Genomic DNA, 18,340 nt, shown 5'->3' with positions numbered 1-18,340 from the left:
TTAATAACTACTGCGGGCGAGCTCACCACTCTATAGCTCATTATTACCTCAGGATTTGACTCCATAGTTAAGTTAATAGTGATGCCATGATCCGAAGCGGTAGAAGTAATTAGCGCTGCTGTACTTACGCATTTTGCACATCCATGGCCCAAAACTTTTATGTATAGCATTTTTACACTCTCAGAAAGCGGGTAATCCACTAAATACAACCAGTTATTTGAGATAGGTTAAGGATGTTCAGCAAACCCCCACCTCTATGTGATAAAGGTTAAAATTTATTTGCGCACTATGCCTTTGTGTTTTGTTCGAATCAACTAGGAATTCATTAATATTTCGATGTTTTTCTTAAATATTTGTTAATCTAGGAATGGTTCAAAAACTTAAGTGTTCCGAACGACCACAGGCCCATAAAACACTCAAAGAAACAAATACTTATTTTATACACTTTTTAGTTTCATGACACCATACCTCACATCAATCATGTTAATCACCAATTGTTTACAATCCACTATTTTCGTTTAATATGTAATTACAATCAGTTATTTATGTAAGATTATGGACCCTCACCGAAAATATGCAGCAACTTCACTTGTTGTAGCTATTAACAATAAATATCCTCATTTCTTTGATATCAATAAGATAAGACAGCAGTTATTACAATCAAATAGACTGCTAATCAGAAAGCTGATTACATGCGGTCGATACTTCGTTCTGAAAATTGTAAACCATACTCTAAACACATGCATGAATGTTATTCGATATATTCTTTTATTTTTCATGAATTTACATATGATTAATCTTTTTCACATTGAGCTGAGTGAATAAAATTTCAGCATCAATATCTATTACTCACTTAGTTCAAACTAAAGCGGATCTCTGAGCCACTACTATGGAAATATTTATTCTTATTGGTTTGATTGTGTTAAATGGCTTATTTGCTATGTCAGAAATCGCCATTGTGACAGCTCGCAAGTCACGGCTAACAGCCCTTGCTCATGGCGGTAGCAGTACAGCTAAAGCAGCACTCAAACTAGCAGAAGATCCAACGCAGTTCTTGTCAACTGTGCAAATCGGTATCACATCAATCGGGATTTTAAACGGGATATTTGGTGAATCCATCCTCGCCGAACCTCTGTCACTGTGGCTCCAAACCTTTGAGTTAAGTCCAGATTTAACCAATATATTTTCAACCGTTCTAGTGGTTATCATTGTCACTTATGTGTCAATTGTCATTGGCGAGTTGGTTCCCAAACGAATTGGTCAAGTTAGCGCTGAAAGTATCGCCTGTATAATGGCTAAACCAATGGTATTTCTCGCAATAGCAACGAAGCCATTTGTGTGGATGTTATCCGGTTCAACTCATACGATTATGCGTCTAATGGGATTTTCTCATAGGTTAGATGACAATGTGACTCAGGAAGATATTCAGGCTATATTGCAAGAAGGTTCATCCGCTGGTGTGATTGAACATAACGAACATGCGATGGTCAAAAATGTTTTCCGATTAGATGAGCGAACTATTTCTTCATTGATGGTGCCAAGGTCAGATATTGTATTTCTCGACTTAACCCTCCCTCTTGAGACAAACCTACAAACGGTTATGCAGTCTCCTCACTCACGATTCCCTGTTTGTCGCAATAATGTCGATGATACGGTGGGTATTATTTCAGCAAAACAACTCCTTTCACAGTCTATCGCTGGTGAACGTTTAGAACTGGTAGATCTCGTGCAGAACTGCAACTTTGTTCCAAACAGCTTATCAGGAATGGAGCTACTTGAGCATTTTCGCACTACAGGTTCGCAGATGGTGTTTGTTGTTGATGAATATGGTGATTTGAAAGGGCTGGTAACGCTTCAAGATATGATGGATGCACTGACTGGTGAGTTTTTTCAGGAAGATGTGAATGATCAGATGGTGATAAAAAGGGAAGATGGCACATTATTACTAGATGGTTTGATACCCATATTTGACTTAAAAGACACTCTAGGTATCAAGCAATTACCCAATGAAGAGGAGGGGCGTTATCAGACGTTAAATGGATTTTTGATGTATGAATTAGGGAAAATACCTCAAACGGCAGATATTGTTGAGGTTGCTGGTTGGCGACTCGAAATCATGGACATGGATGGTAAAAGGGTTGATAAAGTATTGGCTCAAAAACCATCTTCTGCTTCAGAAATATCCATATAATTTAATAGACAAATTTACAAGCATCGTCACTACCACCTAATGTTAGTGATAAAAACTCGTGCTAAACCGAACAACTAAACCTGCTACAGCTTTGAGCTAGTACACATTAACCCTGTGCCAACGGAATTAAGTTGGTAACAGTTGCTACTAATGTCGTTCTATATGATAAGAATTAGCTTATATAAAAAAGTGGTAATCAATTGTTTTATAATAAATTAAATACATTTTTGAACACACATATGCGGACCTTTGAAATGGTTGGTGTTCTAATGCGAATATTTAGTTTTTCACTTGTCAGTTGGCTTGGTCCAGAAAGCCCTTTCATGTTTGTTTGGATTTTCAACACAATAGATGCTGTTTTGCTAACATGGTGCGCCGCTTTACGCAAAGATGCCGCTTACACATTACTCAATGGTTTTTGGATTTTGATCGGCATTATAGGGATCGCAAGAGCTGGCGGATTTATTCACTAATTTTCCAATTCATAAATCACTCTACATCAGACGTACTAACATTATCCGCTCAAACCCAACCTCGCACTGCATTTGCGACTATTCAGGGGCGATTTTCCCCTTGCATTGAATCAAGTATCTTAAAGATTGATTCAATGCAAGCTTTGGTAAAGTTACATTAAAAAATTACGACCATTTATAGCAACTTCTAGTATAGAACGCGATTAATCAGATAATTTTCTCAGGTACTTGGTGGTAAAACTTCTGGACCAGTACCTTAATCAACCCCGATACAGAATACCGAAGTTAATCTTACAGCTTGGTTCTTTTGGCAGTATTATGACTTCTAGCCAACTGAATTTTTGCACTCGCCTTCCAGGCCTTGTAAGGTGATTCCCCCACCTGCAGTGACTTGCTTGTAAATCGTATAGGGCAAGACAACAGTATCGAGTACCATGCTAAACGGTCAATCACAAAATATGATCTCAGCACCTTCATCAAAGTAAGGGGGCAGCCATGTGGCTGCCCCTTACTTTTGCTTCATTTCTCTATCAAGGCCAGGATGACCTTTTAAGGGATTTTTTGGAGTGCTTACTGGGTCGACAATGAACCACACTCAGGGCATCGAGCATACTGGTTATCTGAGAAGAAGTTTGCACCACAATCCTCACAAACCATACTGTATCGCGCATTACACTGTTTAATTATCCTGATGACTTTCATACATTTCTACTCCTTCGTTAAATGTGAAAACAAAATATCCCAAAATGGGATATTTTGCAACTTACTCTAATATCCGAGCATGAAAAAAATATGGTCGGACCGCGAAGAAGCTTTGCGTAATGAACTGAAAGCCATGCGTAAAATGGCTGGGTTCAATCAAAGTGAGCTTGCACTTAAATTAGGAAAGCCCCAAAGTTTCGTATCCAAGTACGAGAGCGGGGAACGTCAACTCAAAATCTTAGAGCTTGAGCAGGTTTGCCTTGCCTGTGGCACATCAGCGCATGCATTTTTGAAAGATTTTAGTGAGCAATATCCAGTTACTCACTCATAAGAAGCCGAAAATTTGGTAGTGTTTCAATCATTCGAAAGTGATGGGGAATGATGATGGCATGCCAACAATTACTGACAGGGGAAGCCATTACTCAAGTCGCACTAATTGGGAGATACAGCGGCAGTGCAACCTTTGCTCGAGCATTCGAACAAGCATTAGGAATGTCACCAGGACACAGGCTTAAAGCGCAACGTTAATATCTTTAATTATGAGAAATAAAACTGCCAATTTAACTTACCTTTCCCTTCGAGTGCCATAAAGCCTCTCAGCCGTTATCCATAAATCCGATGGATTGCAATTTAGCGCTTGAGCCAGTTTCCACACTGAAGCGATAGAAGCCTTAGCCACACCACGTTCAACACTCGATACAAATGATCTGGCAAGTTCAGCCTTATCCGCTAGTTCCTCTTGGTTAAACCCCACCTCAACACGACGTAACTTAACCGCTCGGCCAAAGGCCATCCCCATTTTTAATACTTCATCATCATTCACTTGAGAACTCCAGAGCATTGAATACTGGATAATTCTCAAGTACTACCTATAGACAAACCACGCCACAAAGAATACATTTAGACCTGTATAGTTGTCATTTTGATATTTAAGATCTAAAAAATGCTTCTATTGCAAGTAAGCATCTTATTTCAAGACCAGTGATGTCGTTCAACACGATTTTTAAAAGGAGTTATACATGTCTGTCGTAAAAACCATGTCAATCATAGGAATGGTGTTTTTCCCTTTATGCCTCATTCTTGCCTCTGCATTTGCAGAAGTTGATTTAGAAGCTTCTGCCGGATGGGGGATATTTTCAGCGTTATACGGGATTGGATACTCAATCACCGTTTTCGTCCAAACCAAAAAGCTCACTAATAGTGCCTCGTAATGATTCATCTACGCCCTTTGAAAAAGCAAAGGGCGTAGGGCTAGGGCATTGAAAATCAACTTGCTTTAAAACAGGTTGATAGAGTTCAACGGTACTCTGACATACAGTAAAAAGTGTGGTTTATATGAATAAAACATTGGTTATTTTAGCTTTTACTTTGATGATTTTTGGTTGTGGAAACTCGCAACCTAATATTGAAATTACTTACGAATATCAAACAACATTCGGCTATACATACCCAAGTATCAACGTTAAAGCCATTAGCGATACTGTTACGATAAAACAAGTCATCATAAACAGGGGAAATTGTGGTGGCACGATAATATCTGCACTCCCTAAATTACTTAAATTTGGAGAATCGATTTCAGTGATAGCCAATGGTGATTGTGATGTAAAACAAGTCGATGTTCTTACCGACGATGGCGATTGGTCTGTTACTTTTTGATTTTGATTATAAAAATGCATTACAACATCATATGCCACCCTGTAATCGCATTTACTAATTGAAGAGCTAGGAAGTTGCACACCTTCGTAGCTTCCTATCTATCCTATCTATCTGTGACATAAAGATGTGTTTGGCAGTCCGGACAGGAGTTAACCTTATTACGAATACCCATAAACATTTTGCCGCAACCAAGGCACTGGCATTTGAGCTGTTGATGTACAGGGATAGATAAAACATGGCTTCCGGTAGTTAATTCTTTCAGTGCCTTATTGATATCTTCATCTCTCTTAGCAATACACGCCTTCTCTCGGGGATGATAATACCAATCTTTAGCCTTGATACTTGTTTGAAGCCAGCCTAATAACTGGGCTCTGGCGGTTCCTAGTTTTCCTGTTTCGACCATCGGCTGATGATAAAAAAACGTTGATAAAGCATCGATATTTAGTGTTGCTACACCAGTATTCAACTCTTGTAATAATGGCTTTTCGAGTTGGCATTTACGCCCTCGGTATTCCAAATAGATCACTAAAGAGGCTTTATTGAATTCATATAAAGCATCAACTTTATGCCCACAAAAATCAGCGTCTACCCTAAGCTTTACACCCGCAGAGCCCTTTAACTCCAGTTCTTTAAATACCTTAACTTCGGGAGGATACTTTTCTCGCAAAACCTTTGGCACACTAACAAGCTTAAGATATTCAGGTAACTTGAGTGATGCGCCTTCACGCAGCAATTGATGGATCATCATCCTCACTGAAACTTCAAAAGAAAACTCGCAATCAACAATGTCTGCTTTAAGTGTGTTTCTGGTGTGGTGGGTAAAGTGCCATTCTCGCTCAGCTCCCTGATGGGCAGACAAAGACAAATGACAAGAAGGGCAAATACAATCACAGGCAAGCCCCCGCTCGACCTCTGCAACATCTTTCCATTCGCCAGTGATTTTATCCTGCCCGAAAGGTACTCCTAATTTCATCTCAGCCATCCTTGTTTAAATCAGCCCAATCCACTAACACTGACTTACATCAAAAAAACGTTGAATCAATATATGTAGACGTATAAAAAGCCCTCCCCAAAAAGGCTTAATGTTATTAGGCAACATCAACGAAGAACAAATCAAATTTGTGCTGGTATTGATTTCTAAGCTGCCTGTAAGGCAGTGAACGAAGCGACTTAACCAAGTCCTCAGCGCCTAACTTTCTAAGCTGCCTGTAAGGCAGTGAACCCACAGCTAAGGTCGGATCGACGTCAGGATATTTTCTAAGCTGCCTGTAAGGCAGTGAACCCAAAAGCACATCGTCCAGAGCTTTTGACTCTTTTCTAAGCTGCCTGTAAGGCAGTGAACTACTTGTCTATCAATGCATGATCGAGGTGAAATTTCTAAGCTGCCTGTAAGGCAGTGAACTGCAATACCATTATGCGATATTTCCTGAATTTTTTCTAAGCTGCCTGTAAGGCAGTGAACATAACAAAGGGTCAGTGTTATTTGTATGGAGATTTCTAAGCTGCCTGTAAGGCAGTGAACATGCTTTGCGACTTCCTTCGAGCATTTGTCTATTTCTAAGCTGCCTGTAAGGCAGTGAACATGCTTTGCGACTTCCTTCGAGCATTTGTCTATTTCTAAGCTGCCTGTAAGGCAGTGAACAGTGTTGTCATTCGTGAGCAAATTTGAGTTAGTTTCTAAGCTGCCTGTAAGGCAGTGAACTTTTTAAAATCGTATGGCAGTCCTGTGTATCTTTTCTAAGCTGCCTGTAAGGCAGTGAACCTGGCACAACTGGCGCTCTAGTTGAGGCTTCATTTCTAAGCTGCCTGTAAGGCAGTGAACCTAACGAATACGTACTAGGATTAAAAGGTGATTTTCTAAGCTGCCTGTAAGGCAGTGAACGAAGGCTCGCAGGTCAACAGCTAACCAAGCGGTTTCTAAGCTGCCTGTAAGGCAGTGAACAATAGCGGCGAGGGTATGCGCCATTATTTCAATTTCTAAGCTGCCTGTAAGGCAGTGAACCCAACACCTAGCTTTAGCGTGTTGGTATGGTGTTTCTAAGCTGCCTGTAAGGCAGTGAACCGGCACAGTTATTTAATGCTTGGCGTGCTGGTTTTCTAAGCTGCCTGTAAGGCAGTGAACTCTTGCCAAGCACCTCGTCCTGATAAGCTGCTTTTCTAAGCTGCCTGTAAGGCAGTGAACGGAAGCGATAGCCTCAACCGGAAACCCAATGGTTTCTAAGCTGCCTGTAAGGCAGTGAACGCATCACCGGTAAGCCTGAAAAACTCAATCGTTTTCTAAGCTGCCTGTAAGGCAGTGAACTTGATAAAGAAGCCAGAAAGAAAGGCTTAAAATTTCTAAGCTGCCTGTAAGGCAGTGAACATTTGAATGCCGAGAGGCTAAGGGTTAACGATTTTCTAAGCTGCCTGTAAGGCAGTGAACGGAGGTAGATGATAACGATGATGAAGCGGAAGTTTCTAAGCTGCCTGTAAGGCAGTGAACTGTGATAATCCTTCCCAGTAGTTACTTGGAACTTTCTAAGCTGCCTGTAAGGCAGTGAACTTTAGCAGCAAGCATAAAAAGCGCCTTCAATCTTTCTAAGCTGCCTGTAAGGCAGTGAACCAGACTCTTGGATATAAACGCCCTGTAATTCATTTCTAAGCTGCCTGTAAGGCAGTGAACCTGATAATGGGGTTTGTCTACGACCGTTTTAGTTTCTAAGCTGCCTGTAAGGCAGTGAACGTTAACCGTTACACCCTTTTCCTTATCTGACTTTTCTAAGCTGCCTGTAAGGCAGTGAACTTAATGCCAATGGATCATTTAGTGGTATTCAATTTTCTAAGCTGCCTGTAAGGCAGTGAACAAGCACAGTGTAACTAGCTCGCCCAGCTAAGCTTTCTAAGCTGCCTGTAAGGCAGTGAACTTCGCACTCAAACCAGTTTTCTGACTCTCCAATTTCTAAGCTGCCTGTAAGGCAGTGAACGCTGCTTAAGTACACGTTGTTGCATCCAACTATTTCTAAGCTGCCTGTAAGGCAGTGAACCAATTCGTGACGTGACTAGCTTTGACTCAGATTTTCTAAGCTGCCTGTAAGGCAGTGAACGGTGAGTGAATAGCATTGCTGGTCCCTGAATTTTTCTAAGCTGCCTGTAAGGCAGTGAACGCTTATAAGTACGTTAAAGTTGGTGAGAAGCTTTTCTAAGCTGCCTGTAAGGCAGTGAACGATATTTACAATCCACAACGACAAATCTGAATTTTCTAAGCTGCCTGTAAGGCAGTGAACTTAAGTACGAATCAACACCTGCTATTGATCTTTTTCTAAGCTGCCTGTAAGGCAGTGAACAAGTTTTGTTTGCTGGTATAGTTAGCTCATCATTTCTAAGCTGCCTGTAAGGCAGTGAACTACAAAACTCCGTATGGTAATTTTGCTGTACGTTTCTAAGCTGCCTGTAAGGCAGTGAACGTCGCTTGTAACATTCGGCGATTCGATCACTTTTTCTAAGCTGCCTGTAAGGCAGTGAACTAATTTCTGTTTGAACATCGGTTGTCACGACTTTTCTAAGCTGCCTGTAAGGCAGTGAACTAAATCTGGCGTAAAGTTGTGCTGCTGATATTTTTCTAAGCTGCCTGTAAGGCAGTGAACATTTCGGCAACACATTGGTTGAATTCTTCTATTTTCTAAGCTGCCTGTAAGGCAGTGAACATATAAATAGGGTCTGCTGATGCCATTCTAGCTTTCTAAGCTGCCTGTAAGGCAGTGAACTCAAGTGGTGTGCTGAGATGATGGGCGCAACTTTTCTAAGCTGCCTGTAAGGCAGTGAACTTTGGTAAGCGTCGCCACTTAATGGCATTGCTTTTCTAAGCTGCCTGTAAGGCAGTGAACTCCCAGAAACTGTGCGTAACGGTTTCCACGATTTTCTAAGCTGCCTGTAAGGCAGTGAACGCTTAAACAAGTATCACGTAGATAGCTTAAATTTTCTAAGCTGCCTGTAAGGCAGTGAACGGCTATTGGTTTGTGCAATTATTTGTTTGTCATTTCTAAGCTGCCTGTAAGGCAGTGAACGATACTGAAATCACTGAAGAACATCCGGCATGTTTCTAAGCTGCCTGTAAGGCAGTGAACCGGTGATTATATTGGCAAGATGATTCTATCGTTTTCTAAGCTGCCTGTAAGGCAGTGAACAAGTCCTCCAATATCAAAACCATCGTCATTATTTTCTAAGCTGCCTGTAAGGCAGTGAACCATCTAACAACTGGAAATTAGCGCCTTCTGTTTTTCTAAGCTGCCTGTAAGGCAGTGAACACCATTGGGGAATCTTCTAGTGTCTTTCACACTTTCTAAGCTGCCTGTAAGGCAGTGAACGCGTACCACTGTTTAAGCGCTTCGCGGATTGCTTTCTAAGCTGCCTGTAAGGCAGTGAACTTCACTAAGCGCTTTTTCTGGTTCAGATAAAATTTCTAAGCTGCCTGTAAGGCAGTGAACACCCGCAGCAGTCATTTCACTTGGAGAAGCATTTTCTAAGCTGCCTGTAAGGCAGTGAACTATATGCATCATACCCATATAGCTAATATCAATTTCTAAGCTGCCTGTAAGGCAGTGAACACTTTGCCGCCAGTGCAGCTATCTCTTGTTTTTTTCTAAGCTGCCTGTAAGGCAGTGAACATCAATCTTTGCAATGAATGACCAGAAAGCCTTTTCTAAGCTGCCTGTAAGGCAGTGAACTTACAAGTAAAATAGGAGAAGCATTTAACGCTTTTCTAAGCTGCCTGTAAGGCAGTGAACAATAGACTAAATCAATAAAAATAAGTTACAACAGGCAGTTAGGATAAAAATTACTTTTTTACCTTATTAAAAACTACCCATTGTAACTTATTGTATTTAAATTATATTTTTAAAGAGCAAAAAATAAAGGGTTAAAACTTACCTTTTTCGTTCAATTTAAAAGTGCGGTACGGTAGCCAACATTGACTGTCCATTCGCTTTGCTACTCAAGCCATAGCAATCGAAGCCCCCATCTTGTGATGTGCTTTGCTGCTGCATCTGAATAAACAGTGGAAACTTGCTGTTTTTTTCTGGCGCTCGCAGCTTCGTTTGCTGGCTATACAAATAAATAAACGGCAACGTGCACAACTCTGTCGGCTTGCTTTGTTGCAAATCCGCTAAACACTCCACCAGCGGTTTACCGGATTTTGCTGCCCATAGTGCGGCTTTTTGCTGCATATCCCGCTCTATTCGTTCGGGCGATTTCACCTGCTTGCGTACAAAGCTTACGTAAGTTACATCGCTTGGTACGGATTTAATCCCTTTGATGTGCACATAGTCTTCTAAGCGAGTTAGCCAGCGGTGGATATCCAACTTTTCCAATGTCGCTTGCTCTTTTGCAAAGAGACGCAACTTACCGCCAAGCGGAAATTGCGCTTGACGATAATCAGGAAAACCGACCGCAACCAGAGATTGATTGCTACCCACTTTGTGCTCCACCAAGGCAATGTGCACTTGTTGAAAGACGTTTTGCCAAATAAAGCCCAAGGTAATGTCGGCATCTGGCAATAAAGTGATCTCTTGGTAGTAGTTCATCACTGCCACCTATTTGTCACTTTCGCCAAATACACCACCACGCACCAATACCGCCATAACGTAATGCCCATCTTCTTCACGGGGCAAGTTTTCACCACGCGCCCACTTATCGAAGAAGGTGTAAAAATCTTGCTTGTCTTTCGGGGTACGGAACGCCTTTCCTAAATTGGTGACCGCGCCATAAGGTTCAATCGCAATGGCTCCTGCACTTTGCTCCTCAGATGCATAATCTGGGTACCAAGTATCAATGGAACGCAGTGCATTACCAATTTTTTGTGAGTGCATCGCAGCATGCTCATTAACCGCATACAGGATTTTACTTTTCTTGGTTTTGCTGTTGCCTTTATCCAGCACTAACTCTTCACTGGGGTAAACTTCTTGGGCTTTACCGACTTTGGCATAGCAGTCAATTTGCAACATCAAATGATCTGTTTCGCTGGCCAGTGCCTGAGCAATTCTGTCGGCCAAACTATTGATCTGTGAATCGTTATGATCAAAGTGGCGAGTGCTGAATTGTTTGGCATTAAAAGTCCAGGTCTGCTCAGCCCCTTTGTTTAATGCCTTAACTTGCACTTCAATCTCTTCTGCGCCAACGCGGTTGCGCCATAGAAAACGAGCATTGGCAAGGTTGGTGGCATAGCGTTTCGCCAATTCGAAACAGCCATATTTGGTAATGTACTGCGAAACCGCAGCGCTGTAGCTCTGTTTGAACAGCGCATTGTTACACGCAGAAGGTTGGGCAAGCCCCCCTAATACTTTGAGTGTGAAATGTAGCTTCAAAGTATCTTGATCCTGCCCCAAAGCACAGGCATCAACTCGTTGTAAGTTTGCTTTTTCAACTTCCGCATTCAGCTTAGCAGGATCGTTTTGCACTGCGGCTTTTAAGCGATTCGAGATAGTGCCGCGTACGGATTTTTCTTGCAGGGCTAATGGGGTTGCTTGCTCTTTGGTTTCCCACTGGCATCCAAAGAGGTAGCCATCGGATGGCACTAATTTTTTTTCAAATGCGAGTACTGATGCGGTATCGTTATTTTTAGCCATGAGGTTGTTCCTTATTGATGTTCGTTGATAGCGTTAACTGGCTGACAAAGGTAAAGCTCGTTTTCTAAATCGGGATGGTATTGCCAAAGGATGTCATCGAGATGTTCGATTTTGTGCGCCATGACAAATTCACCCAGTGTGACCACACTTTCAGCAAAGCGATGCGGCACTGATGAATCGCGCTGATTTTTTGCCTCTCCTAATTGCGATATGCCCTGAAATCCGGTTGCAATCGGCACAATCCAGCCACTCGTCTTGCGCTGGCTATGCCAAACAACACTTTGGTCTTCAAGCTGTTCACAATGGTGGTGTACAGTGAGGTAACCAAGCAGCGCATCTATCGCGTCATCACCTTGCTGCATGGCTTCAATCATTAAATCGCGGCGTTCGATCAGCACATAGCCTGGCATTAATTGGCGTAGGACTTGGGCAGTATCCTCTTCCGTAATCACAGATTTAACTGAGGACTTCCCAACGGAAAGAACGTCGCCTCCTGCGACTTTCATCGTCGCGATCACTGCTTGCAACTGCTGGGTAAACTCAGGCTGCTGAACTTGATCTTCATTGCCCCGCCACTCAATGACAAGGGACACATCTAAATGACAGCGAGCTTCCTCGATAAACGCCGAGCGCGAACCATCCTTATCGAGTGGATTGCCAGTACCGATAATTGAATGAACAAAGTCACCTTCACCTTTATGAGTCTGTACATCACAACGGTGGCTCACCACCGCAGCACTATGCAGCATGAGATCGGATAACCCAGCCTGGTTCAGCTTGCGCTCTAAGGCATGCACAAAGCCCAACCATGCCGTCATGGCCGGAAAGCCAATGGTAAATGGGCTTGAAAGTGAATTGGCGTTGTGAATTTTAAGATGCGGTAAAATCAATACGTCCATCGCAAGTTCTCCTTATTGCTGGCAACCACCTCTTCTATCGCCAGCAGCTCTTGGTCTGCCAATGTGACGGGATTGGCGATCACTTTGCTGCGGCTGTAATGGTTGATTAAGCCTCGCGCAATGTGGCGAATGATTTTATCGAGCCACTCATCCTCTTGCTGACGCTGCTCAGCAAACTCCGGATAAAGCCAGATTTTTTGCTCCAAAGGCAACGCACTCGATAATTCACCGGAATACTCTTCAAGAAATAGGCGTACTTGCCACATTTTCTCAATCACCAAATCAACGTATTGCTGTATGCGGTAGTCGCGCCCATCACGGATATTGATGTTGTTGTAATCGGTGAGAAAGAGTCGATGCAGCGATTCAAGTACTTCTTTGGCTTGCCAAGCGTTAAAACTCTCTTTGAAAAAATCCGTTCTCGGCAGACGAATATCGCGAGGTGTTAACTCCGGTGGAATGGAGGCCAGCAAATGTGCTTTACCTGCAAATTTATTGTTTAACACACTTATATTTGCAGGTTTGGTTCCACCAAATCCTATCGTGGTTAGATCAAATATTTCTTGATAACCAGCGGGATGAAACCGATTTGCTTTCTTACACTCTCTTGCCTCATTAGCTTCATTACTAAATCGAAGGGCATCAAGCCGTTGTCGGAGCTCAAATAAGTGCCCAGAATGGGTCAATAAAGAAAGTAAGTGATACTGCTGATCTGCGACCGGAAAATAAACCTGCTTGATTTTTGAGTTCGTAGATGTTCCTTCACTTGTACTTTTAATAGCTAAGAAGCTTGACCGGAGTTGTTCATAGTCAACGCCTTTAACTGTTAAAAGCTCTCTAGCTACTTTAGTCTCAGACTCGATGTGTTGAAGAACATTCATACCATCAGAAAGAGTAACTCTAAGGAAATCTTCAGCAGCCAGCGCGCCAGCGTCTCCAACTGAATCAGTCAAATCAAATTTCACATTGCCAGATCTGACAAAACCATCATTACGTTGATTTCCTTCAAATAATACAGGAGATACAAATGTGCCATCCTTAATATTTGTTTTTCCAACGCCTGTACTTGGATGGCTAAATTTACTTGGATGTGTAGTTAACGCCCTACTGCATATTCTACGCGCCGCATCAGGCAACCAATTGTCTAATAAAAAGTTTTGCTCACACTCCTGTTGTTTTTCCAATACTTCGGTATCAGACATGGCTGCACTGATGTTTTTCTTTAGCCATGCTTCTTTACGTTCCGCAAAAAAGGCGGCTATTGCTGTATCTAACACGCGACTCCCCTCCATTATTTGACCTTAACCAATCCTAGTTGGTCGTTGTAGCTGTATTGCTGATTGCCCTCACTGTAGATAAAACTGATTTCGCCATAGCGTACTGACGTGGCAAACTCCAGCTCAGGGCTTGGACTGTATATACTGACTAACTCACTGTAATCACGATGTAACCAGAGCTTCTGTTGCTGCGTTGGTGCCAGCGGCCGATGTTCAATATTCAAGGTGCGTTCAATCGGGTGTAAACCGTCCTGCTCTTCACGCAAACAAAACTCAATACTGCGCGCTTTTTTGACTAAGTAGATTTGTACTGTGGGTTCACTTTTACGAAAGCGTTTGAAGTATTGCGGCAGTGCGGTAAGCCACCAGTAGCCGTGAATATGACCATGAAGATGCTCGTGCCAGAATGACTGCGGCGCACTGTTGCGACGATTACGGCTGTATCTATCCTGACGGCTAATATTGGCTTGCTGTGGCTTGCCTATTTGATCGGTACCAAGGGTTTTCGCGGTGGCAAAGTGCTCTAAATCCGCTAAGTTGTTGCGCGGTTCTAGCACGGCTCGCTTTTGAATACGGACAATGGCATTAACCGCTTGCAACAGCGACTTTTCATCCACCAACTCAGATAAATCATGAGTGGCGAGCTGGGTGCTGCTGTCTGTTTCATAGCCGGGATGATTAAATACTCGCTCAGCGCCGCCCCTGAAGCCTTTGACGTTGTATTGCAACAAGCCAATATTGGGTATTTCCACCTCGCCATCACGATGCCTGCGCACACGGCCTGCCATTTGAATGATCGAACGAAAAGATGAGGGCTCAATCACCGCCCAGTCAAAGTCATGATCACGCCCCACTTCTTCAACTGGAGTCGCAACCAGAATAAAAATCAGGTTTTTCGCTTGGCAAGCTGTTAGATGTTCGCGGATCACTGGATGAGCAAACGCAATGGGTAATTCTTCCGGTTTCTCTTTGCGCTTGAGTACCTCATCCAAATGCTTTTCTTGCGCATGGCGTAGCAACAGCACCTGCTGACTGTGATAAGCCATACAGCGCACTTCGGTATCGGCTGGCCAATAACAACTGAGTAGATATTGGGTTAATTCGACGCAAGGTTGAATATTGGCAACCCTAACCACGCCAAACGACACCCGCATTTGGCTTTCTGGTTCTAACGTGTTGTGGTGCTGGTGTTTGGTCAAAACCGCTTGCTTGACTATCTCGAAATACTGTTCCTCCAGCGGTTGCTCATTCTGTTTAATGCATGGAATGATATCGGCTTTTCGCCTTGAGATTTGTTGTTTGAGTTTATCAACGCGTTTAGACACAAAGCGTTGTTGAAAAGCCTCATAGGCAGCTAAATCAGGATCATCGCTACCCACCATCTGTGTGTCGGTACTAAATTCATCGACATAAACACAATTAATAGTGCTGACTCGATCACGGCTGGCGGCAAACACTGCCCGCCCTTGACGATAGGCATTGTATAAACCCAATGCTAAATCCGGCGGTATGGTGGCAGAGGAAATCATCACTTTGCGCCCCAGCATGCCTGCCAAATGCACTAATCGACCAATCGCAATCAGATCATCGCCGGTAAAGTCGTCAATTTCATCAATCACCAAGTCCGATGACATTAAACGTAAACAGGGCAGAATATAGCGCCCGCCACGTTTGGTTTCGGTCGCGGCCATGATGTGGTCGATGGTGCACACCAGTACTGGGGCATACAGAAGTTTTCGGTCTTTTTCTTTAGTTAAAACGGTCGTGAGCTCTTCTTCAGGCAGCACACCTTGCCAATCCAGAACATCGTTTTCATCTTGAAGACTCTCCAAAGACTCAGAACCAGCGTCTGCTTGTTCGGGTTCAATGTCATCTTTTTCAACCGTCTTACCCGATTGATGTAACTCTGAAATCGCTTTAGAGCCTATAAGTACTGCCAAGTCGCTCTCTTCTAGTTTGAGTCGTTCTTTGTATTCGTCACCAGTTTGCAAAGTGAGAGTCCGCAAGCCAAGTGCCAGAATAAAACGCAGACTTTCACCATCGTCAGATAATGCCTGCATAATTTTGGCGTTGGCGATGGTTTTGCCACAACCGGTACTGGCCATGTTCACCACAAAATAGCCTTGGCTTTTGTCTTCCGAGTGTTCACGCCACTCATTGATTTTGCGTACCGCTTTGTCTTGCCAACGGAATGCTTTAGGCGTGTTGGCCTTAGGTGCAAGCTCGCTGAGCTCGGTGGCTTTTAGTGGCTCTGATTCAAAAAACGGCAGTAGCTTCACTGTGTTCACCGCTACTTTAGCGACATTCACTAAGTGCTCATCCAACTTTTGTTTACGTGCTTTGGTGGTGGGATCTGTATTAGCGTACAGCTCTATCGAGGTGTTCCATTGATGATCATTGGGTTGTGAAGAGTAATAGTGGTCACCTAACATCAGGCACAACCTTGCATGGTGTAGAATCCCTCGCCAACTACCATCATTTATAGCCTGTTCGAGTAAAGGCAGGTGATGCAATAGATCCTTTGCGCGTCGTTTTAGCTCTGCAAGCCAAATCGAGGAATTAGAGAGCAGCCCTAACGGAAACTCAAAACATTTCGGCAGCAGCGCGTTGTACTCATCAAAGCGGTTTTCATAGCCCCATGCTGGAGTAATTCTGGCTAGTAAATCCGACAACGACGAGTTATCAACTTCTCGTTGTTTATCACACAGGTCTTTCTCTTTGGGTAAAGGCAGGCGGTGATGAGAAACGATCAACCAAGCGATCAAAGCTGCCGCTGTCGGTAATTCGGCAAGCGCCTTTTCTTTGGGTAATGTATTGGTATTAAAGCAAGTTTCATCTATGCCTTTATCAATAAGTGAATTTAGCCAAACCTCATCAAGACGTTCATGATTTTGATTAGAGATCCATTGTTGAAACAGCAAGCAAGATATCCACTCATGGCGTAGCGGGTCACCTTTATGCTTGGTTTTAATTTCTGGATTTAACTTTTCCTGAAAAAGTAAAGATGCTTTACCCCAATCGTGCAGCAAAGCGGCCATGCCAGTGAACACCTTAATCAGGGGTAAATATTTCCAATCGTTTTCATATTCGCTGTTGAGCAAATCCTTCTCAGTACTATTGACCGGCACATATCCCTCTGCATTAAATTTCTTCTTGTTACCCACCACCCATAAAAACTGACTACGCGAACGGGAGCGGATCCAGTGGCAGCTAACTGCGGTGCTGCGGCTGGCGGTTTGACGCAGCATTTTTTTCACGGTCAACAAACCATCTTCGGTGATGAGCGTTTGCCAGGTGTTATCGCCAATCCGGTTGGCGAAGGCATCGAGTACACGGCGGGTTTTCTGGAGGGCGTTTTTCTCGCATTGACTGACAAACGTGACCATCATCGTGGGTTCACCTCACTCTCTTGCTCGATCTTCGACTTGCTCTCTCGGTGCTTTTCTGGCTTGTTCTCAGGTTCGTTCTCGGACTCTGTCTGGCCTTGCAGAGCAATACTTTTCACCGTATCGAACATAAAATCGAGTGCTTTATGCTCGATAAAAGCTTGCAGTATTTGTTGGCGAAACTCTTGTTCGGTGGCGTTTTCTTTAGCGCAAACAAACGCCCACGGCAGCACAATGGCATCTTTAATTAAATCCGCCACATCGAACACTAAAGCTCCTCTTCGGGTTTTGCCATGCATAACAGCAAAACCATGGGGAATGCCAAGCACCCATAAGCAGCTTGCCGCAAGCCCATAGGCTAAGTAGTTGCCATGGTTCAAAAAATCATTGGCTTTGTCAGTGCATTTTTTGTCTGGTTGGTGCTGGCGAGTAAAACCGTCTTTGCCTGTGTTATTAGCGGCATACTTGTATAGGGCTTTGGTGAGCTGCGCTTCCGTAAGCAGCAGTTCGGCAGGTTTACTGGCAGATTCGGTACGCTGGTGAAAGGTTTCAAGGGATTGCTTTATCACTTCATCTTGCAGATTAAATTTCTCAAGGGATAGTTCTCGATCTGATCGCCAAACACGCTGCAAATAATCAATCCGCGCGTTTTGAAATTGCTTCGCGGCAGTTAAGCGTTTTTCATCATCAAACCAGAATGAAAGCCAGCCATGTAAGTATTCTGTCGGGCGATATTCGCTCTGTGGCGTGAACCACTCCACCTCGCAAGCCATGTGCAGTGGCGTGCCACCTCCACCACAAAACCCAACCAATACCCCAGCCTGTGAGAGCATACGCATCGCGGCTTGAGTAATTGAGGTACCGTTGCCGAGCATCAGCACTGTGGTGTTTGCAATCGGAATATTGAAGTAGAGGTTTTCTTTATCGGCCTCGGTCAAATAGAGCACACGGCCATCTTTTTGCATCACACGGCAATATTCCAAGTAATACATATTGGCGCGCTTTGAGTGCAGAATTGTTTTTAAATCAGAAGGTGAAAAATCATCCATAAAAAACCTTAGTGTGCTCTCCGTTTCAAATACATACTACATTCATAAACGCTTACTCACCATAACGTTGTTGTGACACCTACGTCATATTTAGCAACTAAATCATCT

15 protein-coding genes, 1 pseudogene and 1 CRISPR repeat array are annotated in these 18,340 nt (G+C 43.3%); of the genes and pseudogenes, 6 read left to right on the top strand and 10 right to left on the bottom strand.

Annotated features, from left to right (window positions below):
• On the bottom strand, positions 1–170 hold a 170-nt coding region (locus MJO46_RS14120; RefSeq protein WP_253989855.1), incomplete at its 3' end, for a thioredoxin family protein.
• 719 nt (positions 171–889) lie between these two features.
• Here MJO46_RS14120 and MJO46_RS14115 point away from each other — a divergent pair.
• Both MJO46_RS14115 and MJO46_RS14110 read left to right on the top strand, forming a co-directional pair.
• Positions 890–2,191 (top strand): hemolysin family protein, encoded by a 1,302-nt coding sequence (locus tag MJO46_RS14115; RefSeq protein ID WP_253989853.1) that lies wholly within the window; start codon positions 890–892, stop codon positions 2,189–2,191.
• Positions 2,192–2,460: 269 nt separating this feature from the next.
• The gene (locus tag MJO46_RS14110; protein ID WP_253989852.1) at positions 2,461–2,664 is read left to right on the top strand and encodes a hypothetical protein; all 204 of its coding nucleotides are present in this window, start codon (positions 2,461–2,463) and stop codon (positions 2,662–2,664) included.
• 325 nt (positions 2,665–2,989) lie between these two features.
• Here the strand turns inward: MJO46_RS14110 and MJO46_RS20005 are convergent.
• Positions 2,990–3,109 (bottom strand): annotated as a pseudogene (locus MJO46_RS20005) (YceK/YidQ family lipoprotein); the annotation flags it as partial.
• A gap of 336 nt (positions 3,110–3,445) precedes the next feature.
• On the opposite strand from MJO46_RS20005, the gene MJO46_RS14105 reads away from it, so the two are divergent.
• Together MJO46_RS14105 and MJO46_RS14100 are read left to right on the top strand one after the other, a co-directional pair.
• Positions 3,446–3,697, top strand: coding sequence for a helix-turn-helix domain-containing protein (locus MJO46_RS14105; protein WP_253989851.1), 252 nt, complete (start codon positions 3,446–3,448; stop codon positions 3,695–3,697).
• Between the two features lie 47 nt (positions 3,698–3,744).
• On the top strand, positions 3,745–3,894 hold the full coding sequence (locus tag MJO46_RS14100) for a hypothetical protein (protein ID WP_253989850.1): 150 nt from the start codon (positions 3,745–3,747) through the stop codon (positions 3,892–3,894).
• 37 nt (positions 3,895–3,931) lie between these two features.
• On the opposite strand, the gene MJO46_RS14095 is transcribed toward MJO46_RS14100, so the two are convergent.
• Positions 3,932–4,189, bottom strand: a complete 258-nt coding sequence (locus tag MJO46_RS14095) for a helix-turn-helix transcriptional regulator (RefSeq protein WP_253989849.1) — start codon at positions 4,187–4,189, stop codon at positions 3,932–3,934.
• Between the two features lie 196 nt (positions 4,190–4,385).
• Here MJO46_RS14095 and MJO46_RS14090 point away from each other — a divergent pair, with 196 nt between their 5' ends.
• Positions 4,386–4,577, top strand: coding sequence for a hypothetical protein (locus MJO46_RS14090; protein WP_037415839.1), 192 nt, complete (start codon positions 4,386–4,388; stop codon positions 4,575–4,577).
• A gap of 124 nt (positions 4,578–4,701) precedes the next feature.
• The gene (locus MJO46_RS14085; protein ID WP_253989848.1) at positions 4,702–5,022 is read left to right on the top strand and encodes a hypothetical protein; all 321 of its coding nucleotides are present in this window, start codon (positions 4,702–4,704) and stop codon (positions 5,020–5,022) included.
• Positions 5,023–5,125: 103 nt separating this feature from the next.
• Here the strand turns inward: MJO46_RS14085 and MJO46_RS14080 are convergent, their stop codons facing one another.
• From MJO46_RS14080 to cas1f, 7 genes are all read right to left on the bottom strand, one after another.
• Positions 5,126–5,995: a hypothetical protein gene (locus MJO46_RS14080; protein WP_253989847.1), complete on the bottom strand. Its 870-nt coding sequence runs from the start codon at positions 5,993–5,995 to the stop codon at positions 5,126–5,128.
• A gap of 161 nt (positions 5,996–6,156) precedes the next feature.
• A CRISPR array of direct repeats spans positions 6,157–9,785; the repeat unit is 28 nt; unit sequence TTTCTAAGCTGCCTGTAAGGCAGTGAAC.
• A 156-nt stretch (positions 9,786–9,941) separates the two neighbouring features.
• Positions 9,942–10,580, bottom strand: coding sequence for a type I-F CRISPR-associated endoribonuclease Cas6/Csy4 (gene cas6f, locus MJO46_RS14075; RefSeq protein ID WP_253989846.1), 639 nt, complete (start codon positions 10,578–10,580; stop codon positions 9,942–9,944).
• A gap of 9 nt (positions 10,581–10,589) precedes the next feature.
• Positions 10,590–11,621 carry a type I-F CRISPR-associated protein Csy3 gene (csy3, locus tag MJO46_RS14070; RefSeq protein WP_253989845.1) on the bottom strand — a complete coding sequence of 344 codons (1,032 nt, stop codon included), beginning with the start codon at positions 11,619–11,621 and terminating at the stop codon, positions 10,590–10,592.
• Positions 11,622–11,632: 11 nt separating this feature from the next.
• Positions 11,633–12,520 (bottom strand): type I-F CRISPR-associated protein Csy2, encoded by an 888-nt coding sequence (gene csy2, locus MJO46_RS14065; protein WP_253989844.1) that lies wholly within the window; start codon positions 12,518–12,520, stop codon positions 11,633–11,635.
• Positions 12,508–13,797 (bottom strand): type I-F CRISPR-associated protein Csy1, encoded by a 1,290-nt coding sequence (locus MJO46_RS14060; protein ID WP_253989843.1) that lies wholly within the window; start codon positions 13,795–13,797, stop codon positions 12,508–12,510. The genes csy2 and MJO46_RS14060 overlap by 13 nt, the downstream gene beginning before the upstream one ends.
• 14 nt (positions 13,798–13,811) lie before the next feature.
• Complete coding sequence (gene cas3f, locus MJO46_RS14055; RefSeq protein ID WP_253989842.1) at positions 13,812–17,186, bottom strand: type I-F CRISPR-associated helicase Cas3f; 3,375 nt, start codon at positions 17,184–17,186, stop codon at positions 13,812–13,814.
• Positions 17,183–18,232: a type I-F CRISPR-associated endonuclease Cas1f gene (cas1f, locus tag MJO46_RS14050; protein WP_253989841.1), complete on the bottom strand. Its 1,050-nt coding sequence runs from the start codon at positions 18,230–18,232 to the stop codon at positions 17,183–17,185. The genes cas3f and cas1f overlap by 4 nt, the downstream gene beginning before the upstream one ends.
• Positions 18,233–18,340: the final 108 nt, after the last annotated feature.

The organism is Shewanella sp. KJ2020, from assembly GCF_024197625.1.
Taxonomy (GTDB): Bacteria; Pseudomonadota; Gammaproteobacteria; order Enterobacterales; family Shewanellaceae; genus Shewanella.
Note: the sequence above shows the minus strand (reverse complement) of the source record. Positions and strands in the feature narration are given on the sequence as shown.

What these genes read in the sequence shown, in the direction of transcription:
- MJO46_RS14115 (WP_253989853.1), top strand. Translation starts at nt 890, where the DNA reads ATGGAAATATTTATTCTTATTGGTTTGATTGTGTTAAATGGCTTATTT.
- MJO46_RS14110 (WP_253989852.1), top strand. Translation starts at nt 2,461, where the DNA reads ATGCGAATATTTAGTTTTTCACTTGTCAGTTGGCTTGGTCCAGAAAGC.
- MJO46_RS14105 (WP_253989851.1), top strand. Translation starts at nt 3,446, where the DNA reads ATGAAAAAAATATGGTCGGACCGCGAAGAAGCTTTGCGTAATGAACTG.
- MJO46_RS14100 (WP_253989850.1), top strand. Translation starts at nt 3,745, where the DNA reads ATGATGATGGCATGCCAACAATTACTGACAGGGGAAGCCATTACTCAA.
- MJO46_RS14090 (WP_037415839.1), top strand. Translation starts at nt 4,386, where the DNA reads ATGTCTGTCGTAAAAACCATGTCAATCATAGGAATGGTGTTTTTCCCT.
- MJO46_RS14085 (WP_253989848.1), top strand. Translation starts at nt 4,702, where the DNA reads ATGAATAAAACATTGGTTATTTTAGCTTTTACTTTGATGATTTTTGGT.
- MJO46_RS14080 (WP_253989847.1), bottom strand. Translation starts at nt 5,995, where the DNA reads ATGAAATTAGGAGTACCTTTCGGGCAGGATAAAATCACTGGCGAATGG.
- cas6f (WP_253989846.1), bottom strand. Translation starts at nt 10,580, where the DNA reads ATGAACTACTACCAAGAGATCACTTTATTGCCAGATGCCGACATTACC.
- csy3 (WP_253989845.1), bottom strand. Translation starts at nt 11,621, where the DNA reads ATGGCTAAAAATAACGATACCGCATCAGTACTCGCATTTGAAAAAAAA.
- csy2 (WP_253989844.1), bottom strand. Translation starts at nt 12,520, where the DNA reads ATGGACGTATTGATTTTACCGCATCTTAAAATTCACAACGCCAATTCA.
- cas3f (WP_253989842.1), bottom strand. Translation starts at nt 17,186, where the DNA reads ATGATGGTCACGTTTGTCAGTCAATGCGAGAAAAACGCCCTCCAGAAA.
- cas1f (WP_253989841.1), bottom strand. Translation starts at nt 18,232, where the DNA reads ATGGATGATTTTTCACCTTCTGATTTAAAAACAATTCTGCACTCAAAG.